General features: G+C 42.1%; 21 protein-coding genes. 17 read left to right on the top strand and 4 right to left on the bottom strand.

The features are described 5' to 3' along the window. Positions 1–15: 15 nt before the first annotated feature. Complete coding sequence (gene strH, locus NGI26_RS06240; RefSeq protein WP_251937727.1) at positions 16–4,047, bottom strand: LPXTG-anchored beta-N-acetylhexosaminidase StrH; 4,032 nt, start codon at positions 4,045–4,047, stop codon at positions 16–18. A 268-nt stretch (positions 4,048–4,315) separates the two neighbouring features. Then, the gene (locus NGI26_RS06235; protein WP_251937724.1) at positions 4,316–5,032 is read right to left on the bottom strand and encodes a GntR family transcriptional regulator; all 717 of its coding nucleotides are present in this window, start codon (positions 5,030–5,032) and stop codon (positions 4,316–4,318) included. A gap of 322 nt (positions 5,033–5,354) precedes the next feature. Between NGI26_RS06235 and NGI26_RS06230 the strand changes: the two genes are divergently transcribed. From NGI26_RS06230 to NGI26_RS06200, 7 genes are all read left to right on the top strand, one after another. Further along, on the top strand, positions 5,355–7,142 hold the full coding sequence (locus NGI26_RS06230) for a glycoside hydrolase family 35 protein (protein ID WP_251937721.1): 1,788 nt from the start codon (positions 5,355–5,357) through the stop codon (positions 7,140–7,142). After that, the gene (locus NGI26_RS06225; RefSeq protein WP_006149635.1) at positions 7,139–7,615 is read left to right on the top strand and encodes a PTS sugar transporter subunit IIB; all 477 of its coding nucleotides are present in this window, start codon (positions 7,139–7,141) and stop codon (positions 7,613–7,615) included. Before NGI26_RS06230 ends, NGI26_RS06225 begins: the two co-directional genes overlap by 4 nt. A 26-nt stretch (positions 7,616–7,641) precedes the next feature. Then, positions 7,642–8,547: a PTS mannose/fructose/sorbose/N-acetylgalactosamine transporter subunit IIC gene (locus tag NGI26_RS06220; RefSeq protein ID WP_251937699.1), complete on the top strand. Its 906-nt coding sequence runs from the start codon at positions 7,642–7,644 to the stop codon at positions 8,545–8,547. Then, positions 8,534–9,355, top strand: coding sequence for a PTS system mannose/fructose/sorbose family transporter subunit IID (locus NGI26_RS06215; RefSeq protein WP_251937695.1), 822 nt, complete (start codon positions 8,534–8,536; stop codon positions 9,353–9,355). Before NGI26_RS06220 ends, NGI26_RS06215 begins: the two co-directional genes overlap by 14 nt. A 3-nt stretch (positions 9,356–9,358) precedes the next feature. After that, positions 9,359–9,763, top strand: a complete 405-nt coding sequence (locus tag NGI26_RS06210; RefSeq protein ID WP_251937691.1) for a PTS sugar transporter subunit IIA — start codon at positions 9,359–9,361, stop codon at positions 9,761–9,763. A 219-nt stretch (positions 9,764–9,982) separates the two neighbouring features. After that, the gene (locus NGI26_RS06205) at positions 9,983–11,146 is read left to right on the top strand and encodes an SIS domain-containing protein (RefSeq protein WP_251937688.1); all 1,164 of its coding nucleotides are present in this window, start codon (positions 9,983–9,985) and stop codon (positions 11,144–11,146) included. Between the two features lie 13 nt (positions 11,147–11,159). Then, positions 11,160–12,197: an aldose epimerase family protein gene (locus NGI26_RS06200; RefSeq protein ID WP_251937685.1), complete on the top strand. Its 1,038-nt coding sequence runs from the start codon at positions 11,160–11,162 to the stop codon at positions 12,195–12,197. Between the two features lie 39 nt (positions 12,198–12,236). Here the strand turns inward: NGI26_RS06200 and rnjA are convergent, their stop codons facing one another. Together rnjA and NGI26_RS06190 are read right to left on the bottom strand one after the other, a co-directional pair. Continuing rightward, entirely contained in the window at positions 12,237–13,919 is a 1,683-nt protein-coding gene (gene rnjA / locus NGI26_RS06195) for a ribonuclease J1 (protein ID WP_251937682.1), read from the bottom strand. A 1-nt stretch (position 13,920) separates the two neighbouring features. Continuing rightward, positions 13,921–14,154, bottom strand: a complete 234-nt coding sequence (locus NGI26_RS06190) for a DNA-dependent RNA polymerase subunit epsilon (RefSeq protein WP_251937678.1) — start codon at positions 14,152–14,154, stop codon at positions 13,921–13,923. A gap of 271 nt (positions 14,155–14,425) precedes the next feature. Here NGI26_RS06190 and NGI26_RS06185 point away from each other — a divergent pair, with 271 nt between their 5' ends. The 10 genes from NGI26_RS06185 to NGI26_RS06140 all read left to right on the top strand — a co-directional run bounded on the left by NGI26_RS06185 (position 14,426) and on the right by NGI26_RS06140 (position 22,659). Beyond that, positions 14,426–14,632 (top strand): hypothetical protein, encoded by a 207-nt coding sequence (locus NGI26_RS06185; protein WP_251937675.1) that lies wholly within the window; start codon positions 14,426–14,428, stop codon positions 14,630–14,632. Between the two features lie 263 nt (positions 14,633–14,895). Further along, entirely contained in the window at positions 14,896–15,579 is a 684-nt protein-coding gene (gene tsaB, locus NGI26_RS06180; RefSeq protein ID WP_251937671.1) for a tRNA (adenosine(37)-N6)-threonylcarbamoyltransferase complex dimerization subunit type 1 TsaB, read from the top strand. Continuing rightward, positions 15,576–16,013 carry a ribosomal protein S18-alanine N-acetyltransferase gene (gene rimI / locus NGI26_RS06175; RefSeq protein ID WP_251937667.1) on the top strand — a complete coding sequence of 146 codons (438 nt, stop codon included), beginning with the start codon at positions 15,576–15,578 and terminating at the stop codon, positions 16,011–16,013. The genes tsaB and rimI overlap by 4 nt, the downstream gene beginning before the upstream one ends. Continuing rightward, a complete protein-coding gene (gene tsaD, locus NGI26_RS06170; protein ID WP_251937663.1) occupies positions 16,003–17,013 on the top strand; it encodes a tRNA (adenosine(37)-N6)-threonylcarbamoyltransferase complex transferase subunit TsaD in 1,011 nt (336 codons plus the stop codon). Before rimI ends, tsaD begins: the two co-directional genes overlap by 11 nt. Before the next feature lie 133 nt (positions 17,014–17,146). Continuing rightward, a complete protein-coding gene (locus NGI26_RS06165) occupies positions 17,147–17,842 on the top strand; it encodes an AzlC family ABC transporter permease (protein WP_251937660.1) in 696 nt (231 codons plus the stop codon). Then, positions 17,832–18,155: an AzlD domain-containing protein gene (locus NGI26_RS06160; RefSeq protein ID WP_000253936.1), complete on the top strand. Its 324-nt coding sequence runs from the start codon at positions 17,832–17,834 to the stop codon at positions 18,153–18,155. Before NGI26_RS06165 ends, NGI26_RS06160 begins: the two co-directional genes overlap by 11 nt. A 102-nt stretch (positions 18,156–18,257) precedes the next feature. Continuing rightward, positions 18,258–19,100 (top strand): amino acid ABC transporter substrate-binding protein, encoded by an 843-nt coding sequence (locus NGI26_RS06155; RefSeq protein WP_251937657.1) that lies wholly within the window; start codon positions 18,258–18,260, stop codon positions 19,098–19,100. A 154-nt stretch (positions 19,101–19,254) separates the two neighbouring features. Beyond that, entirely contained in the window at positions 19,255–20,109 is an 855-nt protein-coding gene (locus NGI26_RS06150; protein WP_251937654.1) for a MetQ/NlpA family ABC transporter substrate-binding protein, read from the top strand. A gap of 122 nt (positions 20,110–20,231) precedes the next feature. After that, a complete protein-coding gene (locus tag NGI26_RS06145) occupies positions 20,232–21,605 on the top strand; it encodes a M20 family metallopeptidase (RefSeq protein ID WP_251937651.1) in 1,374 nt (457 codons plus the stop codon). Continuing rightward, positions 21,598–22,659, top strand: a complete 1,062-nt coding sequence (locus NGI26_RS06140) for a methionine ABC transporter ATP-binding protein (RefSeq protein ID WP_251937648.1) — start codon at positions 21,598–21,600, stop codon at positions 22,657–22,659. Before NGI26_RS06145 ends, NGI26_RS06140 begins: the two co-directional genes overlap by 8 nt. Position 22,660 lies beyond the last annotated feature (1 nt).

Raw genomic sequence — 22,660 nt, 5'->3', positions numbered from 1 at the left:
GCTTTTTATTTGTGCTTAATCTTTTTTCTTGCTAAGTCCATAAGCTGTGAGTGCAGCCATCAGACCAGTAGCAATCAACCATTCTGAACCTTGGCTTCCTGTCTCAGGAAGTTTATTTTCTTCCGCCACAGGAGCTAGTCCATTTTCATCTCCTACATGTGTGACAGGAGTTCCGACTTCGATGATTTGAGTAACTGGTTCTTGAACGACAACACTAGTAACCAATGTTTTCACTTCGCTTCCGTCAGCAGCAGTAGACACAGAATAGAAATGACTACGACGTCCCTTAACACCTTCAGTTACGACACGAGTTTCTCCCTTAGGCAATGCATTGGTTTCACGAGTAATGGTTGTAAACGGAATTTCTTCGTCTTCGATTACAACACGTGGTTTTGCATCTGCAACAGGAGCTAGTCCATTTTCATCTCCTACATGTGTGACAGGAGTTCCGACTTCGATGATTTGAGTAACTGGTTCTTGAACGACAACACTAGTAACCAATGTTTTCACTTCCTTACCGTCAGCAGCAGTAGAGACAGAGTAGAAATGGCTACGACGCCCCTTGACACCTTCGGTTACGACACGAGTTTCTCCCTTAGGCAATGCATCCGTTTCACGAGTAATGGTTGTAAACGGAATTTCTTCGTCCTCGATGACAACACGTGGTTTTGCATCTGCAACAGGAGCAACGCCTTCTTCGTCTCCTACATGAGTGACAGGAGTTCCAACTTCAACCACTTGATTGACAGCTTCTTTTGTGACTTTGCTTTCAAGAACTGTTTCGGTTTCCTTACCATTTTCAGTAGTAACTGAGACGTAGATTGTACGTTCACCTTTAGCACCTTGAGTGACAATTTTTTCTTGTCCCTCTGGAAGGTTAGGATTTTCTTTCTTAACGATCTCAAACGGAATTGCTTCTGTCTTAACAAGAAGCTCTGGTCGGTTTTCAACTGCAGCAGAAGTTTCACTCTCATCAAGACTTCCTGAATGAGTTGCAGCCGGTTTGAGACCAAGTCTTGCTGCTTTAAGGTTAGCTACAAGTGTATCCAACTCAGCTTGTTTATTGCGGTTGAGATTGTAGTTTAGAGCTTCTTTAGCATCCTTGAGAGCATCGAGACTTTCTGTGCTATATCCTTCTAAGTTTTCAGGGATTTGAGCAAGTTCCTCACGGAGAGCATTGTAGTCAGCGCGGAAATAGTCTTTGTTGTGGTCTGCGAAGGCAGTCATGAGTTCAAAGATTTCTTCTTCCTTGTACTCTGCACTTGGTTTGTCTGCCCAGATAGCAAGCATGCTTCCGACTGTTGGAAGGTCTACTTCTGGATACTTAGTAGATGCAAGCTGGTTAAATGGTACTTTTCCAGAGTTTTCAAGTGCTTTTGATAGTGGGTAGGCTTCGTCTGGTTTGTGATTGCCTAGGACGTAGTACCAGTCTCCGTTGGTATTAAGAAGTTTGTAGCCTTTGCTTGCCAGGTACTGAGGAGTTGCAAGGTTGTAACCCCACCATCCCTTAGACCAGTAAGAGATGATGACATCCTTGTCAAACTCAACATCATCCTTATCCTCGTAGTAGAAACCATCGTTGAAGGCCATCGGTTGAAGGCCTCTTTCTTTAGCCATGGCAGCAAGAGTGTTAGAGTACTCAGCAAACTTGCCATAGAGCCCGTACCATTTGAGGTAGTACCAGCCTTGAGCGTTGGTAGCGTCATTAGCGTACTCGTCTGTACCGTAGTTGAAGATCTTAGTCTTGCCTGCAAAGAAGTCCATGTACTTGCCGATGAGAGCTTTGACAAAGTTCATCGCTTCTTCGTTTTCGAGGTCCATGGTTGTTTTGGAGACCTTGTCGAAGTTGGCTTGAGGATTCTTGATTCCAAGTTTTTCCATAGCGACGAGCATGGCATCCATGTGCCCTGGGCTGTTAATCGCTGGGATGAGTCCGAGACCTTTTGATTTTGCGTACTCGATTAATTCAGTGATTTCTGCTTGACTAAGAGTGGTTCCGTTTGGATCATCGTAGTAAGCTTTTGTTCCTTCGATAATGGCCTTTTTGACATCATCACTTGCATAGGTTTTACCGTTAGCAGTGATAGTCATGTCATCAAGTAGGAAGCGAAGTCCGTCATTTCCTAGGAGGAGATGAATGTCAGAATATCCAAGTTCGCTGGCTTTATCAATGATACGTTTGAGTTGCTCAGCTGAGAAGTATTTACGTCCAGCATCGATTGAGATTACCTTGTTCTTGGCAAGTTTTTCAACTTCGCGTTTAGCGTCCTCTTCTTTTTGAGCTTCTGGTGTGAAGGTCAAATTGCTAACAGCTTCTTGGAGTTTTGCAATTGCTTGGTCAATGGTATCTTGTTGGGCGCGGCTGAGGTTGCTGTCGAGTGAGCGAATGGCTTTTGCAGCTTCGTTAACCGCTGCAACACTTTCTGCAGTATAGCGGTTAAGGTCAGTTGGCACTTCTTTCAGAGCTTGTTCAGCAGACTCGTAGTCAGCGGCGAAATATTCAGCATTTGAATTTGCGAATTGACGCATGAGCTTGAAGAGACGAGATGGAGAGTAACGTGCAGATGGGGTATCTGCCCAAGCAGCTACCATACCACCGATGAACGGAATATCTGTTCCTTCAGATTTTGGTATAGAAGTGATTGGAGTATTCTTGATACCATTGAGTCCTTGATCAAGGTTGTACCATCCTTGACCATCTGCATTACGGCCGAGAACGTAGTACCAAGCATCGTTGGTATTAAGGATTTGGTGGCCTTTTTCAACTAAAAGTTTAGAAGAAGCGACATCGTATCCGTCCCATCCACCAGTCCACATAGAGACGATGATGTCTTTGTCAAAGGTACCAAAAGTAGTATCACCATTATAGTAGATACCGTCATTGAAGGCCATTGGTTTCAAACCATGAGACTTGACGATACGAGCTAGATCGTTAGCGTAGGCGATGAATTTATCATAACCCTTATCTGGGAAGCCATCTTCTGGATACCATTTATAGGCCTGAAGAACGCTCCATCCTTTGGCATTCGTAGCATCGTTAGCATATTCATCCAAACCGATGTTAAAGATTTCAGACTTGCCCGCAAAGTAAGCTGCATATTTATCAATCAAGGCTTTTGTAAAAGCAACAGCCTTTTCGTTGTCAAGGTCAACCGTACGTGCTGATTCTTTTCCAAAATAGTTAAAGTTAGGCTTTTCAATACCCAATTCTTTCATGGCATTGAGGATGGCATCCATGTGACCAGGACTGTTAACTGTTGGGATAAGTCCAATTCCTTTATCTTTAGCATAACTAATCAAGTCAGTCATTTGGCTTTCAGTCAGATGATTGCCATTTGGATCCTTGTAGTAGGCATTGGTTCCATTTTCGATAGCACGTTTGACATCGTCGCTGGCATAAGTTTTGTCCCCTACAGTTAGAGACATGTCATCAAGCATAAAGCGCAAGCCGTCATTTCCGACTAAAAGGTGAAGGTCGGTATAGCCATAGTGTTTGGCTTTGTCGATGATTTCTTTTAGTTGGTCAGGAGAGAAGTATTTACGTCCAGCATCAATCGACACAATTTTCTTTTTAGCGAGTTTTTCATTGACTTGAGTTGCTCTTTCTGTAGCGACTGCAGGTGCTTCAACTTTAGCAACTTCTTTCTTTTCTTCTTGTTTTTCCGATTCTGTCTTCTTAGCTTCTTCAGTTACTTCTGGTTTAGTTGGAGCCTCTTCGGATGTAACAGGATTTGCTACGGCAGGTGCAGGAGCAACTTCAACTTTTGGTGCTTCAGAGTTTGTTGCTGGAGCAGCTGGGGTAGCTTTTTCTGTTGAAGGAGCAGTTGGAGTAGTATTTTCTGTTGAAGGAGCAGTCTCGACTTTTTCTTCACTCGTTGGTGGAGTGACTTCTCCAGTGGTTTGGACAGCAGGCTGATTCTCTGTTGTAGCAGCAACGACTCCGTCAGCAGCAACGGCCTGAGCCTGAAAGGCAAAGCCAATCAATACAGAAGCTGCTCCGATTGCATATTTACGAATAGAGAAGCGCTGTTTATTTTCTGGTTTCATTAAAAAACCTCCCTTTTGAATTTTTGATAGCGTTTTCACATATTGGTTCTATTTTATGTTCTAACTAACAGAAAGTCAAGTTTTTGAGAAAATTACTATAAAAAATAGAATAATTTATAAATTAAGATATATTTTTATAGTTTTGACTATTTTTTAGTAAAAAGGTTACTAATTATAGAATTGCTTGAAATGCTATTCTCTTGAAAGAGAGGCGGTGCTATAATGGGTATACAAAAACCCTGAGACAGTTGCCTCAGGATTTTTAAGATTAGTGATCACGGTCACATGAGATGAATTTAATTTTGTAGAAATCAGAACGTTTATAAGTTTCGATGTATTCCAAAACTTGACCAGTTGCTTCAAGCTGAGTTGTCTTTGTTTGGAAAACAGTTGGGAATTTAGTGTCGATTCCTAGGATAGAAGCGGCATATTTTGGAGTTGGAAATACAATTTCATTGATTTCTTCAAAATGCTCGTCATTCATGTGAATGTGGTAGTCCAATTTGAAACGATTATAGATAGAACTATAGTATTCAAGATTTGGATAGTTGGCATTGATGTATTGTTCAGGAATATATGAACTGTGATAGATATAGGTAACGCCATTTGTTTCACGAATACGTTCGATCTTGTAATAGAATTGATCGTCGCGTAGGCCGAGTTTTTCTAAGTATTTAAGTTCGTTTCCGCGTTCGATAGAAAGAACAGTTACTTTATCATCTTTAGTTTCGAAGATTTCTACATCAGAAAATTCAACGAGTTTGTGTTTACGTGCACGAGCAACGAAAGTTCCTTTACCTTGTTGGCGGACGATATATCCGTCTTTGGCAAGGTCGTTCAAGGCACGGACTACTGTGATTGAACTAACATCATACATGGAAATCAATTCTGCTTCAGTGTAGAACTTGTCTCCACTAGCGAATTGACCATAAATGATCTTATTTTTCAATTCATCTTTAATATATTGATACTTTGGAATTGCCATATTTTCACCTCATTTTTTTCCTTCTCCACTTATCATTTTAACATAAAATCTAAAAAATAGCTGAAAAGCACTTAAAAAAATTAAAATATCGGAATGAGAAACTAGAATTCATTTAAATTATTCGTGCTTTTTCCCGTATTTTTGCTCTTCAGCCAGAATGTTGATTTTATAGGCTTTGAGATGATTTTTAGAAAAGATTCAGTAAAAAAATAGAAAAATTTTAAAGAAAATTTCAAAAAGTATTGACATTATTCCCCGATTGGTTTATAGTTGATATAACAATACATGAAAGCGCAAACTTTTCGCTTTTAGGGGAGGAAGAATGGCAAGATTTGAAATTAAAGATGATTTCTATCTGGATGGAAAACCATTCAAGATTTTGTCTGGCGCCATTCACTATTTTAGAGTTCCTGCGGAAGATTGGCATCATTCATTGTATAACCTCAAGGCATTAGGATTCAATACAGTTGAGACCTATGTTGCTTGGAACATGCATGAACCTGCTGAAGGAAAATTTAATTTTGAAGGAGATCTTGATTTAGAAAGATTTCTTCAAACTGCACAAGATTTGGGCTTATATGCAATTGTACGTCCTTCTCCATTTATCTGTGCAGAGTGGGAATTCGGTGGTTTACCAGCATGGCTATTGACCAAGGATATGAGAATTCGGTCGTCGGACCCAGCTTTCATTGACATGGTTGGCCGTTACTATGACCAGTTACTTCCACGTTTAGTTCCGAGATTATTGGAAAACGGTGGCAACATTCTCATGATGCAAGTCGAAAATGAGTATGGGTCGTATGGTGAAGACAAGGCATACTTGAGGGGAATCCGACGCTTGATGGAAGAACGAGCAGTTACTTGTCCGCTTTTCACATCAGATGGTCCGTGGCGAGCGACTCTCAAGGCTGGAACCTTGATTGAGGATGATCTCTTTGTGACGGGGAACTTTGGTTCCAAAGCTGCTTATAATTTCTCACAGATGCAAGAGTTCCTAGATGAGCACGGCAAGAAATGGCCACTCATGTGTATGGAATTTTGGGATGGCTGGTTCAATCGATGGAAAGAACCAATCATCAAGCGTGAACCTGAGGAATTAGCAGAAGCTGTTCATGAAGTTCTAGAGCTAGGATCTATCAACCTATATATGTTCCACGGCGGAACCAACTTTGGTTTTATGAATGGTTGTTCAGCTCGAGGAACTATTGATTTACCACAAGTAACATCTTATGATTACGACGCTCTTCTTGATGAAACTGGGAACCCGACTGCTAAATATTTTGCAGTCAAAGACATGATGGCGACTTACTATCCTGAGTATCCACAATCTGAACCGCTTCACAAGGAAAGTATGGAAGTAGAAGCTATTCCGCTAGTCGAGAAAGTTTCCTTGTTTGAAACCTTGGATAGCCTATCCAGTCCCATTGAAAGTCTCTACCCTAAGAAAATGGAAGAGCTAGGACAAGGTTACGGCTATCTACTCTATCGCACAGAAGTAAGTTGGGATGCGGATGAAGAACGCATTCGAATCATTGACGGACGAGATAGAGCCCAACTCTTTATCGATGGTAAACGAGTGGCGACACAGTACCAAACAGAAATCGGTGAAGATATTTTTTATCAAGGTGAAAAGAAAACGCTGTCCAATATTGATATACTTATTGAAAATATGGGGCGTGTCAACTATGGACACAAATTCTTAGCAGACACACAGCGAAAAGGGATTCGCACAGGTGTTTGTAAAGATTTGCATTTCTTGCTCAACTGGAAGCAATATCCACTTCCGCTTGATAAGCCAGAGAATATTGATTTCTCTAAAGGATGGACAGAAGGGCAACCCGCCTTTTACGCCTATGACTTTGAAGTTGAGGCTCCAAAGGACACCTACTTAGAACTATCTGAGTTTGGTAAAGGGATTGCTTATGTCAATGGCCATCATCTCGGACGTTTCTGGAATGTTGGTCCAACCTTATCGCTTTATATTCCACATAGCTATCTCAAAGAAGGTGCTAACCGCATCATTATCTTTGAAACTGAAGGGGAGTATAAAGAACACATACATTTAACTTGTAAACCTACACTAAAACTTATAAAGGGGGAAAATTTATGACAATTGTAGGATGCCGTATCGATGGGCGCTTAATTCACGGACAAGTCGCAAACCTTTGGTCTGCTAAACTTAATGTTTCACGTATCATGGTCGTTGACAATGAAGTTGTGAACAACGACGTTGAAAAAAGTGGCTTGAAACTTGCAACACCACCAGGTGTAAAACTTAGTATTTTGCCAGTTGATAAAGCAGCAGCAAATATCCTTGCTGGTAAATACGATAGCCAACGTCTGTTGATTGTAGCACGCAAACCTGACCGTTTCCTCGGTTTGGTAGAAGCAGGTGTGCCACTTGAAACTGTCAATGTCGGCAACATGTCTCAAACACCAGAAACACGTGCTATCACACGTTCAATCAACGTTGTAGATAAAGACGTAGAAGATTTCCACAAATTGGCGGAAAAAGGTGTTAAACTTACTGCTCAAATGGTTCCAAATGATCCAGTTTCAGACTTTTTGAGCTTATTAAAATAGGAAAAAATTTTTAGGAGGTCATTGTTATGATACAATGGTGGCAAATTTTACTTCTCACTTTGTACTCAGCTTATCAAATCTGTGATGAGTTGACGATCGTTTCTTCTGCAGGGTCCCCTGTATTCGCTGGTTTCATTACTGGTTTAGTCATGGGAGATTTGACAACAGGTTTGTTTATCGGTGGTAGCTTGCAGTTGTTCGTACTTGGGGTAGGTACCTTCGGTGGTGCTTCTCGTATCGATGCAACTTCTGGTGCGGTTCTTGCGACTGCTTTCTCAGTTGCACAAGGTATCGAAACAGACCTTGCGATTACTACAATCGCTGTACCAGTAGCGGCACTCTTGACTTACTTCGACGTACTTGGCCGTATGACTACAACATTCTTCGCTCACCGTATTGATGCTGCAATCGAACGCTTTGACTACAAAGGAATCGAACGCAACTACCTTCTTGGTGCGCTTCCTTGGGCTCTATCTCGTGCTCTTCCAGTATTCTTCGCTCTTGCTTTCGGTGGAGAATTCGTTACAGGTGTTGTAAACCTTGTTAAAGAATACCAATGGGTTGCAGACGGTTTGACTCTTGCAGGTCGTATGCTTCCAGGTCTTGGATTCGCTATCTTGCTTCGTTACCTTCCAGTTAAACGTAACCTTCACTACCTTGCTATGGGATTTGGTTTGACAGCTATGTTGACTGTACTTTACTCATACGTAACAGGTCTTGGTGGAGCAGTTGCTGGTATCATTGGCACTCTTCCTGCTGATGTTGCTGAAAAAATTGGCTTTGCAAACAACTTCAAAGGATTGTCTATGATCGGTATCTCTATCGTAGGTATCTTCCTTGCGGTGCTTCACTTCAAAAATAGCCAAAAAGTAGCTGTAGCAGCACCTTCTACACCATCAGAAAGTGGGGAAATTGAAGATGACGAATTCTAATTACAAATTAACAAAAGAAGATTTTAATCAAATTAACAAACGTAGCTTGTTCACTTTCCAATTGGGATGGAACTACGAACGTATGCAAGCATCAGGTTACCTTTACATGATCTTGCCACAATTGCGTAAAATGTATGGAGATGGAACTCCTGAGTTGAAAGAAATGATGAAAGTTCATACTCAATTCTTCAACACTTCACCATTCTTCCACACAATTATCGCTGGTTTTGACCTTGCCATGGAAGAAAAAGATGGTGTAGGTTCAAAAGATGCCGTTAACGGTATCAAGACAGGTTTGATGGGACCATTTGCTCCTCTTGGAGACACAATTTTTGGTTCACTTGTACCTGCTATCATGGGATCTATCGCAGCAACTATGGCCATCGCTGGCCAACCTTACGGTATCTTCCTTTGGATCGCAGTTGCAGTTGCTTATGACATCTTCCGTTGGAAACAGTTGGAATTTGCCTACAAAGAAGGGGTTAACCTTATCAACAACATGCAAAGTACTTTGACAGCTTTGATTGAAGCTGCATCTGTACTTGGTGTATTCATGATGGGTGCTCTTGTAGCAACAATGATCAACTTTGAAATTTCATACAAATTGCCAATCGGTGAGAAAATGATTGACTTCCAAGACATCTTGAACTCAATTTTCCCACGCTTGCTTCCAGCAATCTTCACTGCATTCATCTTCTGGTTGCTTGGTAAGAAAGGTATGAACTCTACAAAAGCAATCGGTATTATCATTGCTCTTGCAGTTGGACTTTCATTCATTGGAAAATTCTTGCTTGGAATGGGCGCATAATATATGACTAAATCATTAATTTTAGTGAGCCACGGTCGTTTCTGTGAAGAACTTAAAGGTAGCACAGAAATGATTATGGGACCACAAGACAACATTCATGCGGTGGCTCTTCTTCCAGAAGATGGACCAGAAGAATTTACTGCTAAATTTGAAGCTGCTGTTGAAGGTTTGGATGATTTCCTAGTCTTTGCAGATCTTCTTGGCGGAACTCCATGTAACGTGGTGAGCCGCTTGATTATGGAAGGTCGCGACATTGAACTGTATGCAGGAATGAACCTCCCGATGGTCATTGAGTTTATCAATGCAAGCCTAACTGGCATCGATGCGGACTATAAGAGTCGTACTTCAGAAAGCATTGTAAAAGTTAATGATTTATTGGCAAGCTTCGATGACGATGAAGACGAGTAATACTCTTCAAAAATCAAATTCAAACCACGTCAGCTTCGCCTTGCCGTACTTGAGTACAGCCTTCGGCTAGCTTCCTAGTTTGCTCTTTGATTTTCATTGAGTATAAGATGTGATTGCGTTAAAACGTTAAACCATCTTATAGAAAATATACATGGGAATGGGAGCGACTCCCATTCCCATGTTTTCAATCATGAAACAATATTAGATTAGAGGTTTTCAATGCTAGATTATACAAAAGAAGATTTGCTTGAGTTGGGAGCAGAGATCACAACACGCGAAATCTACCAACAACCAGATGTTTGGGAAGAAGCTTTTGAAGCTTATCAAGAACGACGTTATGAAATTGCAGCCTTCTTGAAAGGTATTGCAGATAAACATGACTACATTAAAGTTATCTTGACTGGTGCTGGTACTTCAGCTTATGTAGGTGATACTTTGGTTCCTTACTTCAAGGAAGTCTATGACGAACGTAAATGGAATTTCATTGCTATTGCGACAACTGATATCGTAGCAAACCCACAAACTTATTTGAAAAAAGACGTTGCGACTGTTTTGGTATCATTTGCACGAAGTGGGAACTCGCCTGAGAGTGTAGCAACAGTTGACTTGGCTAAGGCCTTGGTTGATGAACTTTATCAAGTCACTATCACATGTGCGGCTGAAGGGAAATTAGCACTTCAAGCCCATGGTGATGACCGCAATCTCTTGCTCTTGCAACCAGCTATTTCTAACGATGCTGGCTTTGCCATGACTTCAAGCTTCACTTCAATGATGTTGACCGCACTTTTGGTATTTGATCCAACAGAATTTGCTGTTAAAGTTGAACGATTTGAAGTGCTTTCTAGTCTTGCTCGCAAAGTTCTTGACAATGTAGCAGATGTCAAAGAGTTGGTTGACCTAGACTTTAATCGTGTGATTTATCTAGGTGCAGGTCCATTCTTCGGGCTTGCTCATGAAGCACAACTGAAAATTTTGGAATTAACTGCTGGTCAAGTTGCAACTATGTATGAAAGCCCAGTCGGCTTCCGTCACGGTCCAAAATCTCTTATCAATGAAGATACTGTAGTTTTGGTCTTCGGTACTACAACAGATTATACTCGTAAGTATGACTTGGACTTGGTTCGTGAAGTTGCAGGGGATCAAATTGCTCGTCGCGTTGTTCTTTTAAGCGATCAAGCCTTTGGTCTTGAGAATGTGAAGGAAGTAGCGCTTGGCTGCGGTGGCGTTTTAAATGATGTTTACCGCGTATTCCCTTATATTGTTTACGGTCAATTATTTGCTCTCTTGACTTCGCTTAAGGTTGGAAACAGACCTGATACGCCATCACCAACAGGTACAGTAAACCGTGTTGTTCAAGGTGTCATTATTCACGAATTCAAATAATAAGGAGATAGGGATGAAAGCATACACAGAACGTGTATTTGGGAAAGTTGATGGCAAGAATGTTGTCGCTTATCGCTTTGAAACAGAAGCAGGCTACCAACTAGAAATCATGACCTATGGTGCAACGATTCTACGCTATGTAACTCCAGATAAGGCTGGTAATTTTGCCAATGTTATCCTAGGCTTTGATGATTTCGAAAGCTATGTGGGGAATAGCCCTAAACATGGAGCAAGTGTAGGTCCAGTGGCAGGTCGTATTGCAGGTGCAACTTTCGAACTCAATGGCCAGACCTATGAACTCGAAGTCAACAATGCTAGCAACTGTAACCACAGTGGTTCAACAGGTTGGGATTCTAGTTTGTTTGAACTAGTCAAAGTAAGTGACCATGGCTTGACTCTTTACACAGAAAGAACAGACGGGACAGGAGGTTTTCCTGGAAATCTTAAAATCTGGATTAGCTATCACTTGGAAGAAACTGGTGCCTACGAGGTTAGCTACAAGGTAACGACAGACCAAGATACCTTGGTGAATCCGACCAACCACAGCTACTTTAACTTGTCAGGCGATTTTACTCAGACGGTTGACCGCCATGTCTTCCAATTAAACACTGAGGGGATTTACCCAATCGCTCCGGACGGTATTCCTGCTAAGACACCAGATGCTAATCGTGATGTGGTTAAACACATCTACAATGGCGCCTTGTTGAAAGATATCTTTGCAGACCAAGATGAGCAGATCCAGCTAGTTTCTGGTTTGGATCATCCATTTGCTCTCCCTGCGGGGCATGACAATGCTGGTTTCTTGTATGACCAAGGTTCAGGTCGTTTCTTACTCTTTAAGACAGAAGCACCTTGCTTTGTAGTTTATACAGCAAACTTTGTGGATGAGAGTGTCATCATCGCTGGTCAACCAATGATTCAGCACAATGGAATTGCTCTTGAAGCACAGGCTTTGCCAGATGCTATTCACAGTGACCTTAAAAATCAAGTCATTCTCAAAGCAGGTGAAACTTTCACCAGCAAAACTCGTTACGAGCTTATTGTTAAATAAAAAAACTCTCTGGAGCTTAAAGGCTTCAGAGAGTTTTTCTTATTCTTCTTCATCTGGTGTGAGAATCATCGGAATGATGATTGGTTCACGCTCAGTATTTTCGTAAAGGAATGGTCGAATAGCGTTTACGATAGCGCCATTGACTGATTGGATGCTGGCATCCTTGTTTTTCAAAGCAATACGAATAGCATTGAAAAGGATGCGTTGGCTTTGACGGATCAAGTCACCAGATTCACGCATGTAGACGAATCCACGACTGAGGATATCTGGGCCAGAAATAATCATCTGAGACTTGAAGTCTACTGTTGCGACAGCAAGTACGACACCATCTTCAGATAAATCACGACGATCTTTAAGCACAGCTGCACCGATTTCGCCGATTCGATTTCCATCGACGTAGATGTCTTGGGCATTGAAGTGACCTGCGATACGAGCAGAGTCTGCAGTGAGAGCAAGCACATCGCCATTGCTCATGATAAAGATATTGTCTTTCTCAACTCCAGTATCTACGGCAAGTCCAGCGTGGACTTTTTGCATGCGGTATTCACCGTGAACAGGCATGAAGTATTTTGGTTTGATGAGGCGGAGCATGAGTTTTTGCTCTTGTTGACCACCGTGTCCAGATGTATGGATGTTGTTAATCTTACCATGGATAACTTCGACACCAGCTTCAGAAATGATGTTAATCAGCTTGTTAACGCTAGTGGTGTTTCCTGGAATTGGGCTAGAAGAGAAGATAACGGTATCGCCAGGTTGGAGTTGTACTTGACGGTGAGTTCCGTTAGCGATACGAGAGAGGGCTGCCATAGGTTCCCCCTGACTACCTGTACAGAGGATGAGAATCTCTCCTGCAGGGTAGTCTTTGATTTCGTTTGGTTCGATGAAGGTTCCCTTTGGTGCCTTAATGTAGCCTAGTTCAATCCCGTTGACAATAGCCTTCTCCATAGAACGTCCAAAGACAGCAATCTTACGACCAGTCTTGACAGCAGCATCAGTAGCCTGCTGGAGACGGAAGATATTTGAGGCAAAGGATGCAAAGATGATACGTCCCTCGATACCTTGAATAATCTTCATGATAGACTGACCAACAACCTTTTCAGAGTTTGTAAAGGTTGGTACTTCAGCGTTGGTCGAGTCAGAGAGGAGACAGAGCACCCCTTCTTCACCAAGGGCAGCCATACGGTGCAAGTCTGCAGGTTCACCAACTGGCGTGAAGTCGAACTTGAAGTCACCCGTACAGACGATTTTTCCTTGAGGAGTATGAATGACAATCCCCAAAGGCTCTGGAATGGAGTGAGTGGTTCTAAAGAAAGTTGCCTTGAGATTTTTAAAGGTCAACTCTGTGTTGTGGTTGATTTCGTGAAGTGTAGCATTACGCAAAAGGCCATGCTCTTCAAGTTTTCCTCGGATTAAAGCGAGAGCAAGAGGTCCTGCATAGATTGGGATGTTTGCTTGTTTGAGCAAGAAAGGAATCCCACCGATATGATCCTCGTGTCCGTGGGTAATCAAGAGAGCCTTGACGCGGTCGATGTTTTCTACGATGTAAGAGTAATCAGGAATAACGTAGTCAATACCAAGTAGGTCATCCTCAGGAAATTTGATCCCTGCATCAACGATGATGATTTCGTCTTGATATTCAATTCCGTATGTGTTCTTCCCGATCTCTCCTAGACCACCGATGGCAAAAACGCCCACTTCTTCTGGTTTAAGAGTATAGGCCATATTAGAACTCCGTAATTTCGAATGCGCCAGTTTCTTTTTCGTAGTCTAGCAATTTGTCAGACAATAGCTCGATATATTCAACGTTGTATTCTGGACGATTTTCTTCCACAAGTTGGCGAGCAATGATACGTCCCTCAAGTTCTGAGCTAGCATCGATGTCTAAGTAGAGTGAGCGTGTTGTTTCACGACGTGGGCTACGGTCTTTTGTTTCTTGATAAAAAACTTTGTAAATCATGTGTTTCCTTTCTGTTTTCAGGTCAGCTGTATTCAAAAAATTACCAGCTTAAAGCTGTTTGTTTCTATTTCATTTTCTGTCTGGATTGACCTTGATTCGTTACAATTATCTCAATTATAACATAAAAAGGGGAATTAGTAAAAGCAGGAAACATGAAAGCAAGGAGCATGAAATGTGTTTCATTTTGCCCTATACAAGTATTTGAAGACTTGAAATTCAAATGCTATAATAAATTTAGAAAAGAGGTTTTTCCTTTTAAGGAGGGCGGAATATGTTTCAACTAGCTATTATCATTCGTCTCTTGGCATTCGCTATCTTTGTGGCTTGTGTATACGGTGGCAATGTTTTGTATAATCTGCTAGAACATCGAAAAGCCAAACTCCTGTGGAAGATCGGCTTCGTGACTCTGTATTCGTTTTTCCTTCTTCTTGTGACCTATGCGGTCTGGTTTGTATTTTACTTTGGCTTGAATACTTAAGTGCTGAGGCTGGGACAAAAGTCCTAGCCTCTCAATTGTCTTTGGATTGTCGAGCAAGACGCAGTGGTTGAGTGGGCTCTACTAGGCTGATTTCACCAGCTTTTACAGCCCTACTCAACTGTGCGGAGGTGGGACGACGAAATCGAATTCTAACGAATGACCGATTTCGGTCCCACTCTCATTTTCGTTTCAAAACAAAGAAAATTCCCATGTGTCGGCTTTTGTAGTATAATAGTAAACAGACAAAAAGATAGGAATGTGTTATGAAAGTATTAGCTTTTGATACGTCCAGCAAGGCTCTGTCTTTAGCCATTTTAGAGGACAAGCAGCTTCTTGCTGAGACCATGATCAATATCAAGAAAAATCACAGTATAGCCCTTATGCCAGCCATTGATTTTTTGATGGCCAGTCTAGATTTGACGCCCAAAGATTTGGATCGAATCGTCGTAGCAGAGGGGCCTGGTAGCTATACAGGTTTGCGAATCGCGGTGGCGACTGCCAAGACCTTGGCACATACCCTGAACATTGAGTTAGTTGGTATGTCTAGCCTCTTGGCTCTGGTGCCACGCCAACAAGAAGGCTTGGTGGTTCCTATCATGGATGCACGCCGTAACAATGTATACGCAGGATTTTATGAACATGCTCAACCTGTCTTTCCAGAAGCTCATCTGTCCTTTGCCGAGGTCCTAGAACAAGTCAAAGATGCTGACCAGGTAATCTTTGTCGGAGAAGTTGGAGCCTTTGTGGAACAAATTGAAGAACAGTTGCCACAAGCCAACTACCAAGAAACCTTGCCAAATGCAGCTAATCTAGCTCTTTGGGCCTGGGATAAGGAAGCAGATTCTTTACATGACTTTGTACCTAACTACCTCAAACGTGTCGAAGCAGAGGAAAACTGGCTCAAGAATCACACCGAGTCTGGTGAGTCTTACATTAAACGCCTATGATCGAGATTAAACGAATCCAACAGCGGTCTGACTTGGCTCAAGCTATCTACGCTGTCATGACAGATGTTTATCCAGTCAGTCCTTGGACTTTAGAGCAAATCCAAGCAGACCTGTCCCAAGATCAGACTTGGTATGCTCTAGCTTATGATGGGGTAGAAGTGATTGGATTTTTAGCCGTTCAGGAAAATATCTTTGAAGCAGAAGTCTTGCAAATCGCTGTCAAGAGAGTCTATCAAGGACGGGGAATCGCCTCAGCCTTGTTTGCTCAATTGCCAGCGGATAAGGAGATTTTCCTCGAAGTTAGAAAGTCGAACCACCGAGCGCAGGCATTTTACAAGAAAGAAAGAATGGCAGTCATCGCTGAGAGAGTGGCCTACTACCATGATCCAGTTGAGGACGCCATTATCATGAAGAGAGAAAAAGATGAAGGATAGATATATTTTAGCATTTGAGACATCCTGCGATGAGACCAGTGTTGCTGTCTTGAAAAACGATGACCAGCTCTTATCCAATGTCATTGCTAGTCAAATTGAGAGTCACAAGCGTTTTGGGGGCGTAGTACCAGAAGTAGCCAGCCGTCACCATGTCGAAGTCATCACAGCCTGTATCGAGGAGGCGCTAGCAGAAGCAGGAATTACGGAAGAGGACGTGACAGCTGTTGCGGTTACCTATGGACCAGGTTTGGTCGGAGCCCTGCTTGTTGGTTTATCAGCTGCCAAGGCTTTTTCCTGGGCACATGGACTACCTCTAATTCCTGTGAATCACATGGCTGGTCACCTCATGGCAGCCCAGAGTGTCGAGCCTTTGGAGTTTCCCTTACTAGCTCTATTGGTTAGCGGTGGGCACACAGAGTTAGTTTATGTTTCTGAGGCTGGCGATTATAAGATTGTTGGGGAAACTCGTGATGATGCGGTTGGTGAGGCCTATGATAAGGTCGGTCGTGTCATGGGTTTGACCTATCCAGCTGGTCGGGAGATTGACGAGTTAGCCCATCAAGGTCAGGATGTTTATGACTTCCCTCGTGCCATGATTAAGGAAGATAATCTGGAGTTTTCATTTTCAGGTTTGAAGTCTGCCTTTATCAATCTTCACCACAATGCCGAGCAAAAGGGAGAAAGCCTGTCTACAGAGGACTTGTGTGCCTCCTTCCAAGCAGCAGTTCAGGATATTCTCATGGCAAAAACCAAGAAGGCATTGGAGAAATATCCTGTTAAAACCCTCGTTGTGGCTGGTGGTGTGGCGGCTAATAAAGGACTTAGAGAACGCCTAGCAGCCGAAATCACTGACGTCAAGGTGATTATTCCACCTCTTCGACTTTGCGGGGACAATGCAGGTATGATTGCTTATGCCAGCGTCAGCGAGTGGAACAAAGAAAATTTTGCAGGCTTGGAGCTAAACGCCAAACCAAGTCTCGCTTTTGATACCATGGAGTAAAGAATTAGCTCAGTGTTAACTCTTTTACTTTGGACAAATGCCAGACTTTTTTCTCCTCTTTGATTGTGTTATAATAGTCCTCGTTGTGACTGTAAATCAGCAGTCGATTACTGAAATACTAGTAAGGAGTTTTATGAAGGAAAAAGGATTTTGGGAGGGGGTACAGGCTGCAGTGCCTACCGCTTTAGGCTATGTCAGTATCGGTCTTGCCTGTGGGATCATCGGTTCGCCCTACGTAACACCTGTTGAGATGGGCTTGATGAGTCTCTTTGTTTATGCAGGAAGTGCCCAGTTCGCTATGATAGCCTTGATTGCAGTTCAAGCACCTGTGGCAGCCATTGCCATGACGGTCTTTTTGATCAATCTGCGTCTCTTTTTGCTGAGCTTGCATGCTTCGACCTATTTTCGCCATACCAGTATCTGGCACAATATCGGAATGTCCAGCCTTCTGACCGATGAGACCTATGGCGTCTTGATGGGAGAGTTAGTGCATACGGATCAGGTCAATCCTATGTGGATGCATGGAAATAACCTAAATAGCTATTTGGCTTGGTTTGTGGGGACGGTTGCGGGGACAGCCTTAGGAGGTCTCCTGCCAAATCCTGAGATTTTTGGGCTCGACTTTGCCTTAGTTGGTATGTTTATCGGGATTTTTGCTTCTCAGTTTCAGATTATGCAAAAAAGAATTCCCTTGCGCAATCTCTTCATCATTTTAGGAGTTGTTGCCCTTTCTTTCTTTATACTTTTGACAGTGGTGTCCCAGTCGCTGGCTGTTCTATTTGCGACACTACTTGGTTGCACGATGGGGGTGGTCTTAGATGGTCAGTAAATATCTTTTGTTAGCCGTTATCTTTTCAGGCCTAGTGACTTGGATTCCCCGTATGATTCCCTTCATCTTGGTTAAGTACAAGGGGTTGCCAGCTATCGTTGAGCGGTTTTTGAAGTTTTTGCCTGTTTCCATTATCTTTGCCTTGATCCTTTCAAGCGTAGTGACTGGCAAGGTTGGAAGCCTTCCTCAGATCAAATGGCTGGACTTTTTAGCAGTCTTTCCAACGGCTTGGGTAGCCTTTCGCTACCGCAATCTAGTGGGTACGGTTCTTTTTGGAGTAGTCTTGATTGCAGTCTTACGTCTGGTCTTTTAGTCAGCCATAAAAAAAACCTATCACCGAGATAGATATCATATAATGGCGAAAAAAAATATTTTCTGTTAAGATAGTAAAGTATTCTATTTTGGAGGAAATGACATGAAAAAAATCGTCAAATATTCATCTCTTGCTGCTCTAGGGCTTGTTGCCGCAGGTGTGTTGGTAGCTTGCTCAGGTGGTGAAAAGAAAGATGCGGCATCTGGTGAAGCAACATCTGGTAAGAAAGAAATCGTTGTAGCAACTAATGGATCACCAAAACCATTTATCTATGAAGAAAATGGTGAATTGACTGGTTACGAGATTGAGCTTGTTCGTGCTATCTTTAAAGACTCAGATAAGTATACTGTCAAGTTTGAAAAAACAGAATGGTCAGGTGTCTTTGCAGGACTTGACGCAGATCGTTATCAAATGGCTGTGAACAATCTTAGTTATACTAAAGAACGTGCGGAGAAATATCTCTATGCAGCACCGATTGCCAAAAACCCTAATGTCCTTGTAGTGAAGAAAGATGACAACAGCATCAAATCTCTCGATGATATCGGTGGCAAATCGACAGAGATTGTTCAAGCTACTACATCCGCTAAACAGTTGGAAGAATATAACAAACAACACCCAGATAACCCAACTATCCTTAACTATACGAAGGCAGATTTCCAACAAATCATGGTACGTTTGAGCGATGGTCAGTTTGACTACAAGATTTTTGATAAAATCGGTGTTGAAACAGTTATCAAGAACCAAGGTTTGGACAACTTGAAAGTCATTGAACTTCCAAGCGACCAACAACCTTACGTTTACCCACTTCTTGCTAAAGGTCAAGATGAGTTGAAATCATTTGTAGATAAACGTATCCAAGAACTCTACAAAGACGGAACTCTTGAAAAATTGTCTAAACAGTTCTTCGGAGACACTTACCTCCCAGCAGAAGCTGATATTAAATAGTGTTTAGCAATCATCCATTCTTTAGCAAATGGATGATTTTGCACTCTTTCGGCATATAGTTTCAAGCTATATGTCTGCCTATCTTATAACAATTTGCTTATTCAAATAAAGTATGAGATACTATTACGGTATTATTTTTAAAGGAGATAGAATCATGAAAATCAAAAAATGGTTAAGCGTAGCAGCGATCGCTACAGTAGCAGGCCTTACACTTGCAGCTTGCGGAAATTCAGATAAGAAAGCAGACAATACAACTACAGTTAAAATTGCGACTGTTAACCGTAGCGGTTCAGAAGAAGCACGCTGGGACAAAGTCCAAGAATTAGTTGAAAAAGATGGCATTAAATTGGAATTCACAGAGTTTACAGACTACTCACAACCAAATAAAGCAACTGCTGATGGGGAAGTTGACTTGAACGCTTTCCAACACTACAACTTCTTGAATAACTGGAACAAAGAAAATGGTAAAGACCTTGTTGCGATTGCAGATACTTACATCTCACCAATCCGTCTTTACTCAGGTTTAAACGGAAGTGAAAACAAGTATACTAAAGTAGAAGAAATCCCAGATAAGGGTGAAATTGCAATTCCAAACGATGCTACAAACGAAAGCCGTGCTCTTTACCTTCTTCAATCAGCTGGTTTGATTAAATTGGACGTTTCAGGAACTGAACTTGCGACAATCGCAAATATCAAAGAAAATCCAAAGAACTTGAAAATCACTGAATTGGACGCTAGCCAAACAGCTCGTTCATTGTCATCAGTTGATGCAGCTGTTGTAAACAACACATTCGTTACAGAAGCAAAATTGGACTACAAGAAAGCACTCTTTAAAGAGCAAGCTGACGAAAACTCAAAACAATGGTATAACATCATCGTTGCGAAAAAAGATTGGGAAACATCACCTAAAGCTGATGCAATCAAGAAAGTTATCGCAGCTTACCATACAGATGAAGTGAAAAAAGTCATCGAAGAAACTTCAGACGGCTTGGATCAACCAGTTTGGTAATAAAACATAAAGAGGTGGGAGAGAGATTTTCCACCTCTTGCTTTTATATTGAGATTTAAGCAAATGAACATCCACTTGTACTTACTCAAAGGTACAAGTCCTAGTAGAAAGGTAGAGAGAAAATGGTTTTCCCTAGCCAAGAAGAACAAATTGAAAAGTTTGAAAAGGATCATGTAGCGCAACATTATTTTGAAGTTTTGCGTACTTTGATTTCTAAAAAATCAGTCTTTGCCCAACAAGTCGGCCTGAAAGAGGTGGCTCGTTATCTAGGTGAGATTTTTAAACGTGTTGGTGCAGAAGTTGAGATTGATGAGAGCTATACAGCGCCTTTTGTCATGGCACATTTCAAAAGTTCACGACCAAGTGCCAAGACTATCATTTTCTACAACCACTATGACACAGTACCAGCAGATGGTGATCAAGTTTGGACCGAGGATCCTTTTACACTCTCTGTGCGTGATGGCATTATGTATGGGCGCGGGGTTGATGATGACAAGGGGCATATCACTGCTCGCTTGAGCGCTCTGAGAAAATACATGCAACATCACGATGATCTTCCAGTCAATATCAGCTTCATCATGGAAGGGGCAGAGGAATCGGCCTCTATGGATTTGGATAAATATCTAGAAAAGCATGCTGACAAACTTCGTGGTGCAGATTTATTGGTCTGGGAACAAGGGACAAAAAATGCCTTAGAGCAGCTAGAAATCTCAGGCGGAAATAAGGGGATTGTGACCTTTGATGTCAAGGTTAAGAGTGCAGACGTAGATATCCATTCTAGTTATGGTGGCATTGTAGAGTCAGCTCCTTGGTACCTCATTCAAGCCTTGACCAGTTTGCGAGCTGCGGATGGGCGTATTTTAGTTGAGGGTTTGTACGATGATGTTCAAGAGCCTAATGAACGAGAGTTAGCCTTGATGGAAACCTATGCTCAACGCAATCCAGAGGAAATCAGCCAGATTTATGGCTTGGAATTGCCACTTTTACAAGAGGAACGTACCGCCTTTCTAAAACGTTTTTTCTTTGAACCAGCTCTCAATATCGAAGGAATCCAGTCAGGCTATCAAGGACAAGGGGTCAAAACAATTTTGCCAGCAGAAGCCAGTGCTAAGCTAGAGGTTCGTTTGGTTCCTGGCCTCGAACCTCATGAGGTTTTGGAGAAAATCCGAAAACAACTAGACAAAAACGGCTTTGATAAGGTAGAATTGTACTATACTTTGGGTGAGATGAGCTATCGAAGCGACATGAGCGCACCAGCTATTCTCAATGTCATTGAGCTGGCCAAGAAATTCTATCCACAGGGCGTATCTGTTTTGCCAACAACGGCTGGGACAGGTCCCATGCATACAGTATTCGATGCCTTAGAAGTACCTATGGTGGCCTTTGGCTTAGGCAATGCCAATAGCCGAGACCACGGTGGAGATGAAAACGTGCGAATCGCAGACTATTACACCCATATTGAATTAGTAGAGGAGCTGATTAGAAGCTATGAGTAGAGATATTATCAAGTTAGATCGGATCGACGTGACTTTTCATCAGAAGAAAAGAACTATCACAGCGGTCAAGGATGTGACCATTCATATCCAAGAAGGGGATATCTACGGAATCGTTGGATATTCTGGAGCAGGGAAATCAACCCTAGTGCGTGTTATTAACCTTTTGCAAAAACCATCTGCAGGGAAGATTACTATTGATGATGATGTGATTTTTGATAACAAGGTAACCTTGACTGCTGAGCAATTACGCCACAAACGTCAAGATATTGGGATGATTTTCCAACATTTTAATCTTATGAGCCAGAAAACGGCTGAGGAAAACGTGGCTTTTGCCCTTAAGCACTCTGGACTCAGCAAGGAAGAAAAGAAGGCTAAAGTAGCTAAACTGCTTGACTTGGTTGGTCTTGCTGACCGTGCAGAAAACTATCCTTCACAACTTTCTGGTGGGCAAAAACAACGTGTAGCTATTGCGCGTGCCTTAGCCAATGATCCAAAAATCTTGATTTCAGACGAGTCAACGTCTGCCCTAGACCCTAAGACAACCAAGCAAATCTTGTCACTCTTGCAAGAATTAAACCGTAAACTAGGTTTGACCATTGTCCTGATTACACATGAAATGCAAATTGTCAAAGATATTGCTAATCGTGTAGCAGTGATGCAGGATGGTCGCTTGATTGAAGAAGGTAGCGTTCTTGAGATCTTCTCAGATCCTAAGCAACCATTGACCCAGGACTTTATCTCAACTGCGACAGGTATCGATGAAGCTATGGTTAAGATTGAGAAGCAAGAAATCGTGGAACACTTATCTGACAATAGCATTCTGGTACAACTCAAATACGCTGGGGCATCTACAGATGAACCGCTTTTGAATGAATTGTATAAGCACTACCAAGTAACAGCCAATATTCTTTATGGAAACATTGAAATTTTGGATGGCACTCCGGTTGGTGAGCTTGTGGTTGTTTTATCTGGAGAAAAAGAAGCGCTGGCAAATGCTCAAGACGCTATTCGTCAGGCTGGTGTGCAACTAAAAGTATTGAAGGGAGGACAGTAAG

The organism is Streptococcus sp. Marseille-Q0941, assembly GCF_943736975.1.
Taxonomy (GTDB): Bacteria; Bacillota; Bacilli; order Lactobacillales; family Streptococcaceae; genus Streptococcus.
Note: the sequence above shows the minus strand (reverse complement) of the source record. Positions and strands in the feature narration are given on the sequence as shown.

Excerpts from the sequence above, each read along its gene's own strand:
- strH (WP_251937727.1), bottom strand. The coding sequence starts at position 4,047 with ATGAAACCAGAAAATAAACAGCGCTTCTCTATTCGTAAATATGCAATC.
- NGI26_RS06235 (WP_251937724.1), bottom strand. The coding sequence starts at position 5,032 with ATGGCAATTCCAAAGTATCAATATATTAAAGATGAATTGAAAAATAAG.
- NGI26_RS06230 (WP_251937721.1), top strand. The coding sequence starts at position 5,355 with ATGGCAAGATTTGAAATTAAAGATGATTTCTATCTGGATGGAAAACCA.
- NGI26_RS06225 (WP_006149635.1), top strand. The coding sequence starts at position 7,139 with ATGACAATTGTAGGATGCCGTATCGATGGGCGCTTAATTCACGGACAA.
- NGI26_RS06220 (WP_251937699.1), top strand. The coding sequence starts at position 7,642 with ATGATACAATGGTGGCAAATTTTACTTCTCACTTTGTACTCAGCTTAT.
- NGI26_RS06215 (WP_251937695.1), top strand. The coding sequence starts at position 8,534 with ATGACGAATTCTAATTACAAATTAACAAAAGAAGATTTTAATCAAATT.
- NGI26_RS06210 (WP_251937691.1), top strand. The coding sequence starts at position 9,359 with ATGACTAAATCATTAATTTTAGTGAGCCACGGTCGTTTCTGTGAAGAA.
- NGI26_RS06205 (WP_251937688.1), top strand. The coding sequence starts at position 9,983 with ATGCTAGATTATACAAAAGAAGATTTGCTTGAGTTGGGAGCAGAGATC.
- NGI26_RS06200 (WP_251937685.1), top strand. The coding sequence starts at position 11,160 with ATGAAAGCATACACAGAACGTGTATTTGGGAAAGTTGATGGCAAGAAT.
- rnjA (WP_251937682.1), bottom strand. The coding sequence starts at position 13,919 with ATGGCCTATACTCTTAAACCAGAAGAAGTGGGCGTTTTTGCCATCGGT.
- NGI26_RS06190 (WP_251937678.1), bottom strand. The coding sequence starts at position 14,154 with ATGATTTACAAAGTTTTTTATCAAGAAACAAAAGACCGTAGCCCACGT.
- NGI26_RS06185 (WP_251937675.1), top strand. The coding sequence starts at position 14,426 with ATGTTTCAACTAGCTATTATCATTCGTCTCTTGGCATTCGCTATCTTT.
- tsaB (WP_251937671.1), top strand. The coding sequence starts at position 14,896 with ATGAAAGTATTAGCTTTTGATACGTCCAGCAAGGCTCTGTCTTTAGCC.
- rimI (WP_251937667.1), top strand. The coding sequence starts at position 15,576 with ATGATCGAGATTAAACGAATCCAACAGCGGTCTGACTTGGCTCAAGCT.
- tsaD (WP_251937663.1), top strand. The coding sequence starts at position 16,003 with ATGAAGGATAGATATATTTTAGCATTTGAGACATCCTGCGATGAGACC.
- NGI26_RS06165 (WP_251937660.1), top strand. The coding sequence starts at position 17,147 with ATGAAGGAAAAAGGATTTTGGGAGGGGGTACAGGCTGCAGTGCCTACC.
- NGI26_RS06160 (WP_000253936.1), top strand. The coding sequence starts at position 17,832 with ATGGTCAGTAAATATCTTTTGTTAGCCGTTATCTTTTCAGGCCTAGTG.
- NGI26_RS06155 (WP_251937657.1), top strand. The coding sequence starts at position 18,258 with ATGAAAAAAATCGTCAAATATTCATCTCTTGCTGCTCTAGGGCTTGTT.
- NGI26_RS06150 (WP_251937654.1), top strand. The coding sequence starts at position 19,255 with ATGAAAATCAAAAAATGGTTAAGCGTAGCAGCGATCGCTACAGTAGCA.
- NGI26_RS06145 (WP_251937651.1), top strand. The coding sequence starts at position 20,232 with ATGGTTTTCCCTAGCCAAGAAGAACAAATTGAAAAGTTTGAAAAGGAT.
- NGI26_RS06140 (WP_251937648.1), top strand. The coding sequence starts at position 21,598 with ATGAGTAGAGATATTATCAAGTTAGATCGGATCGACGTGACTTTTCAT.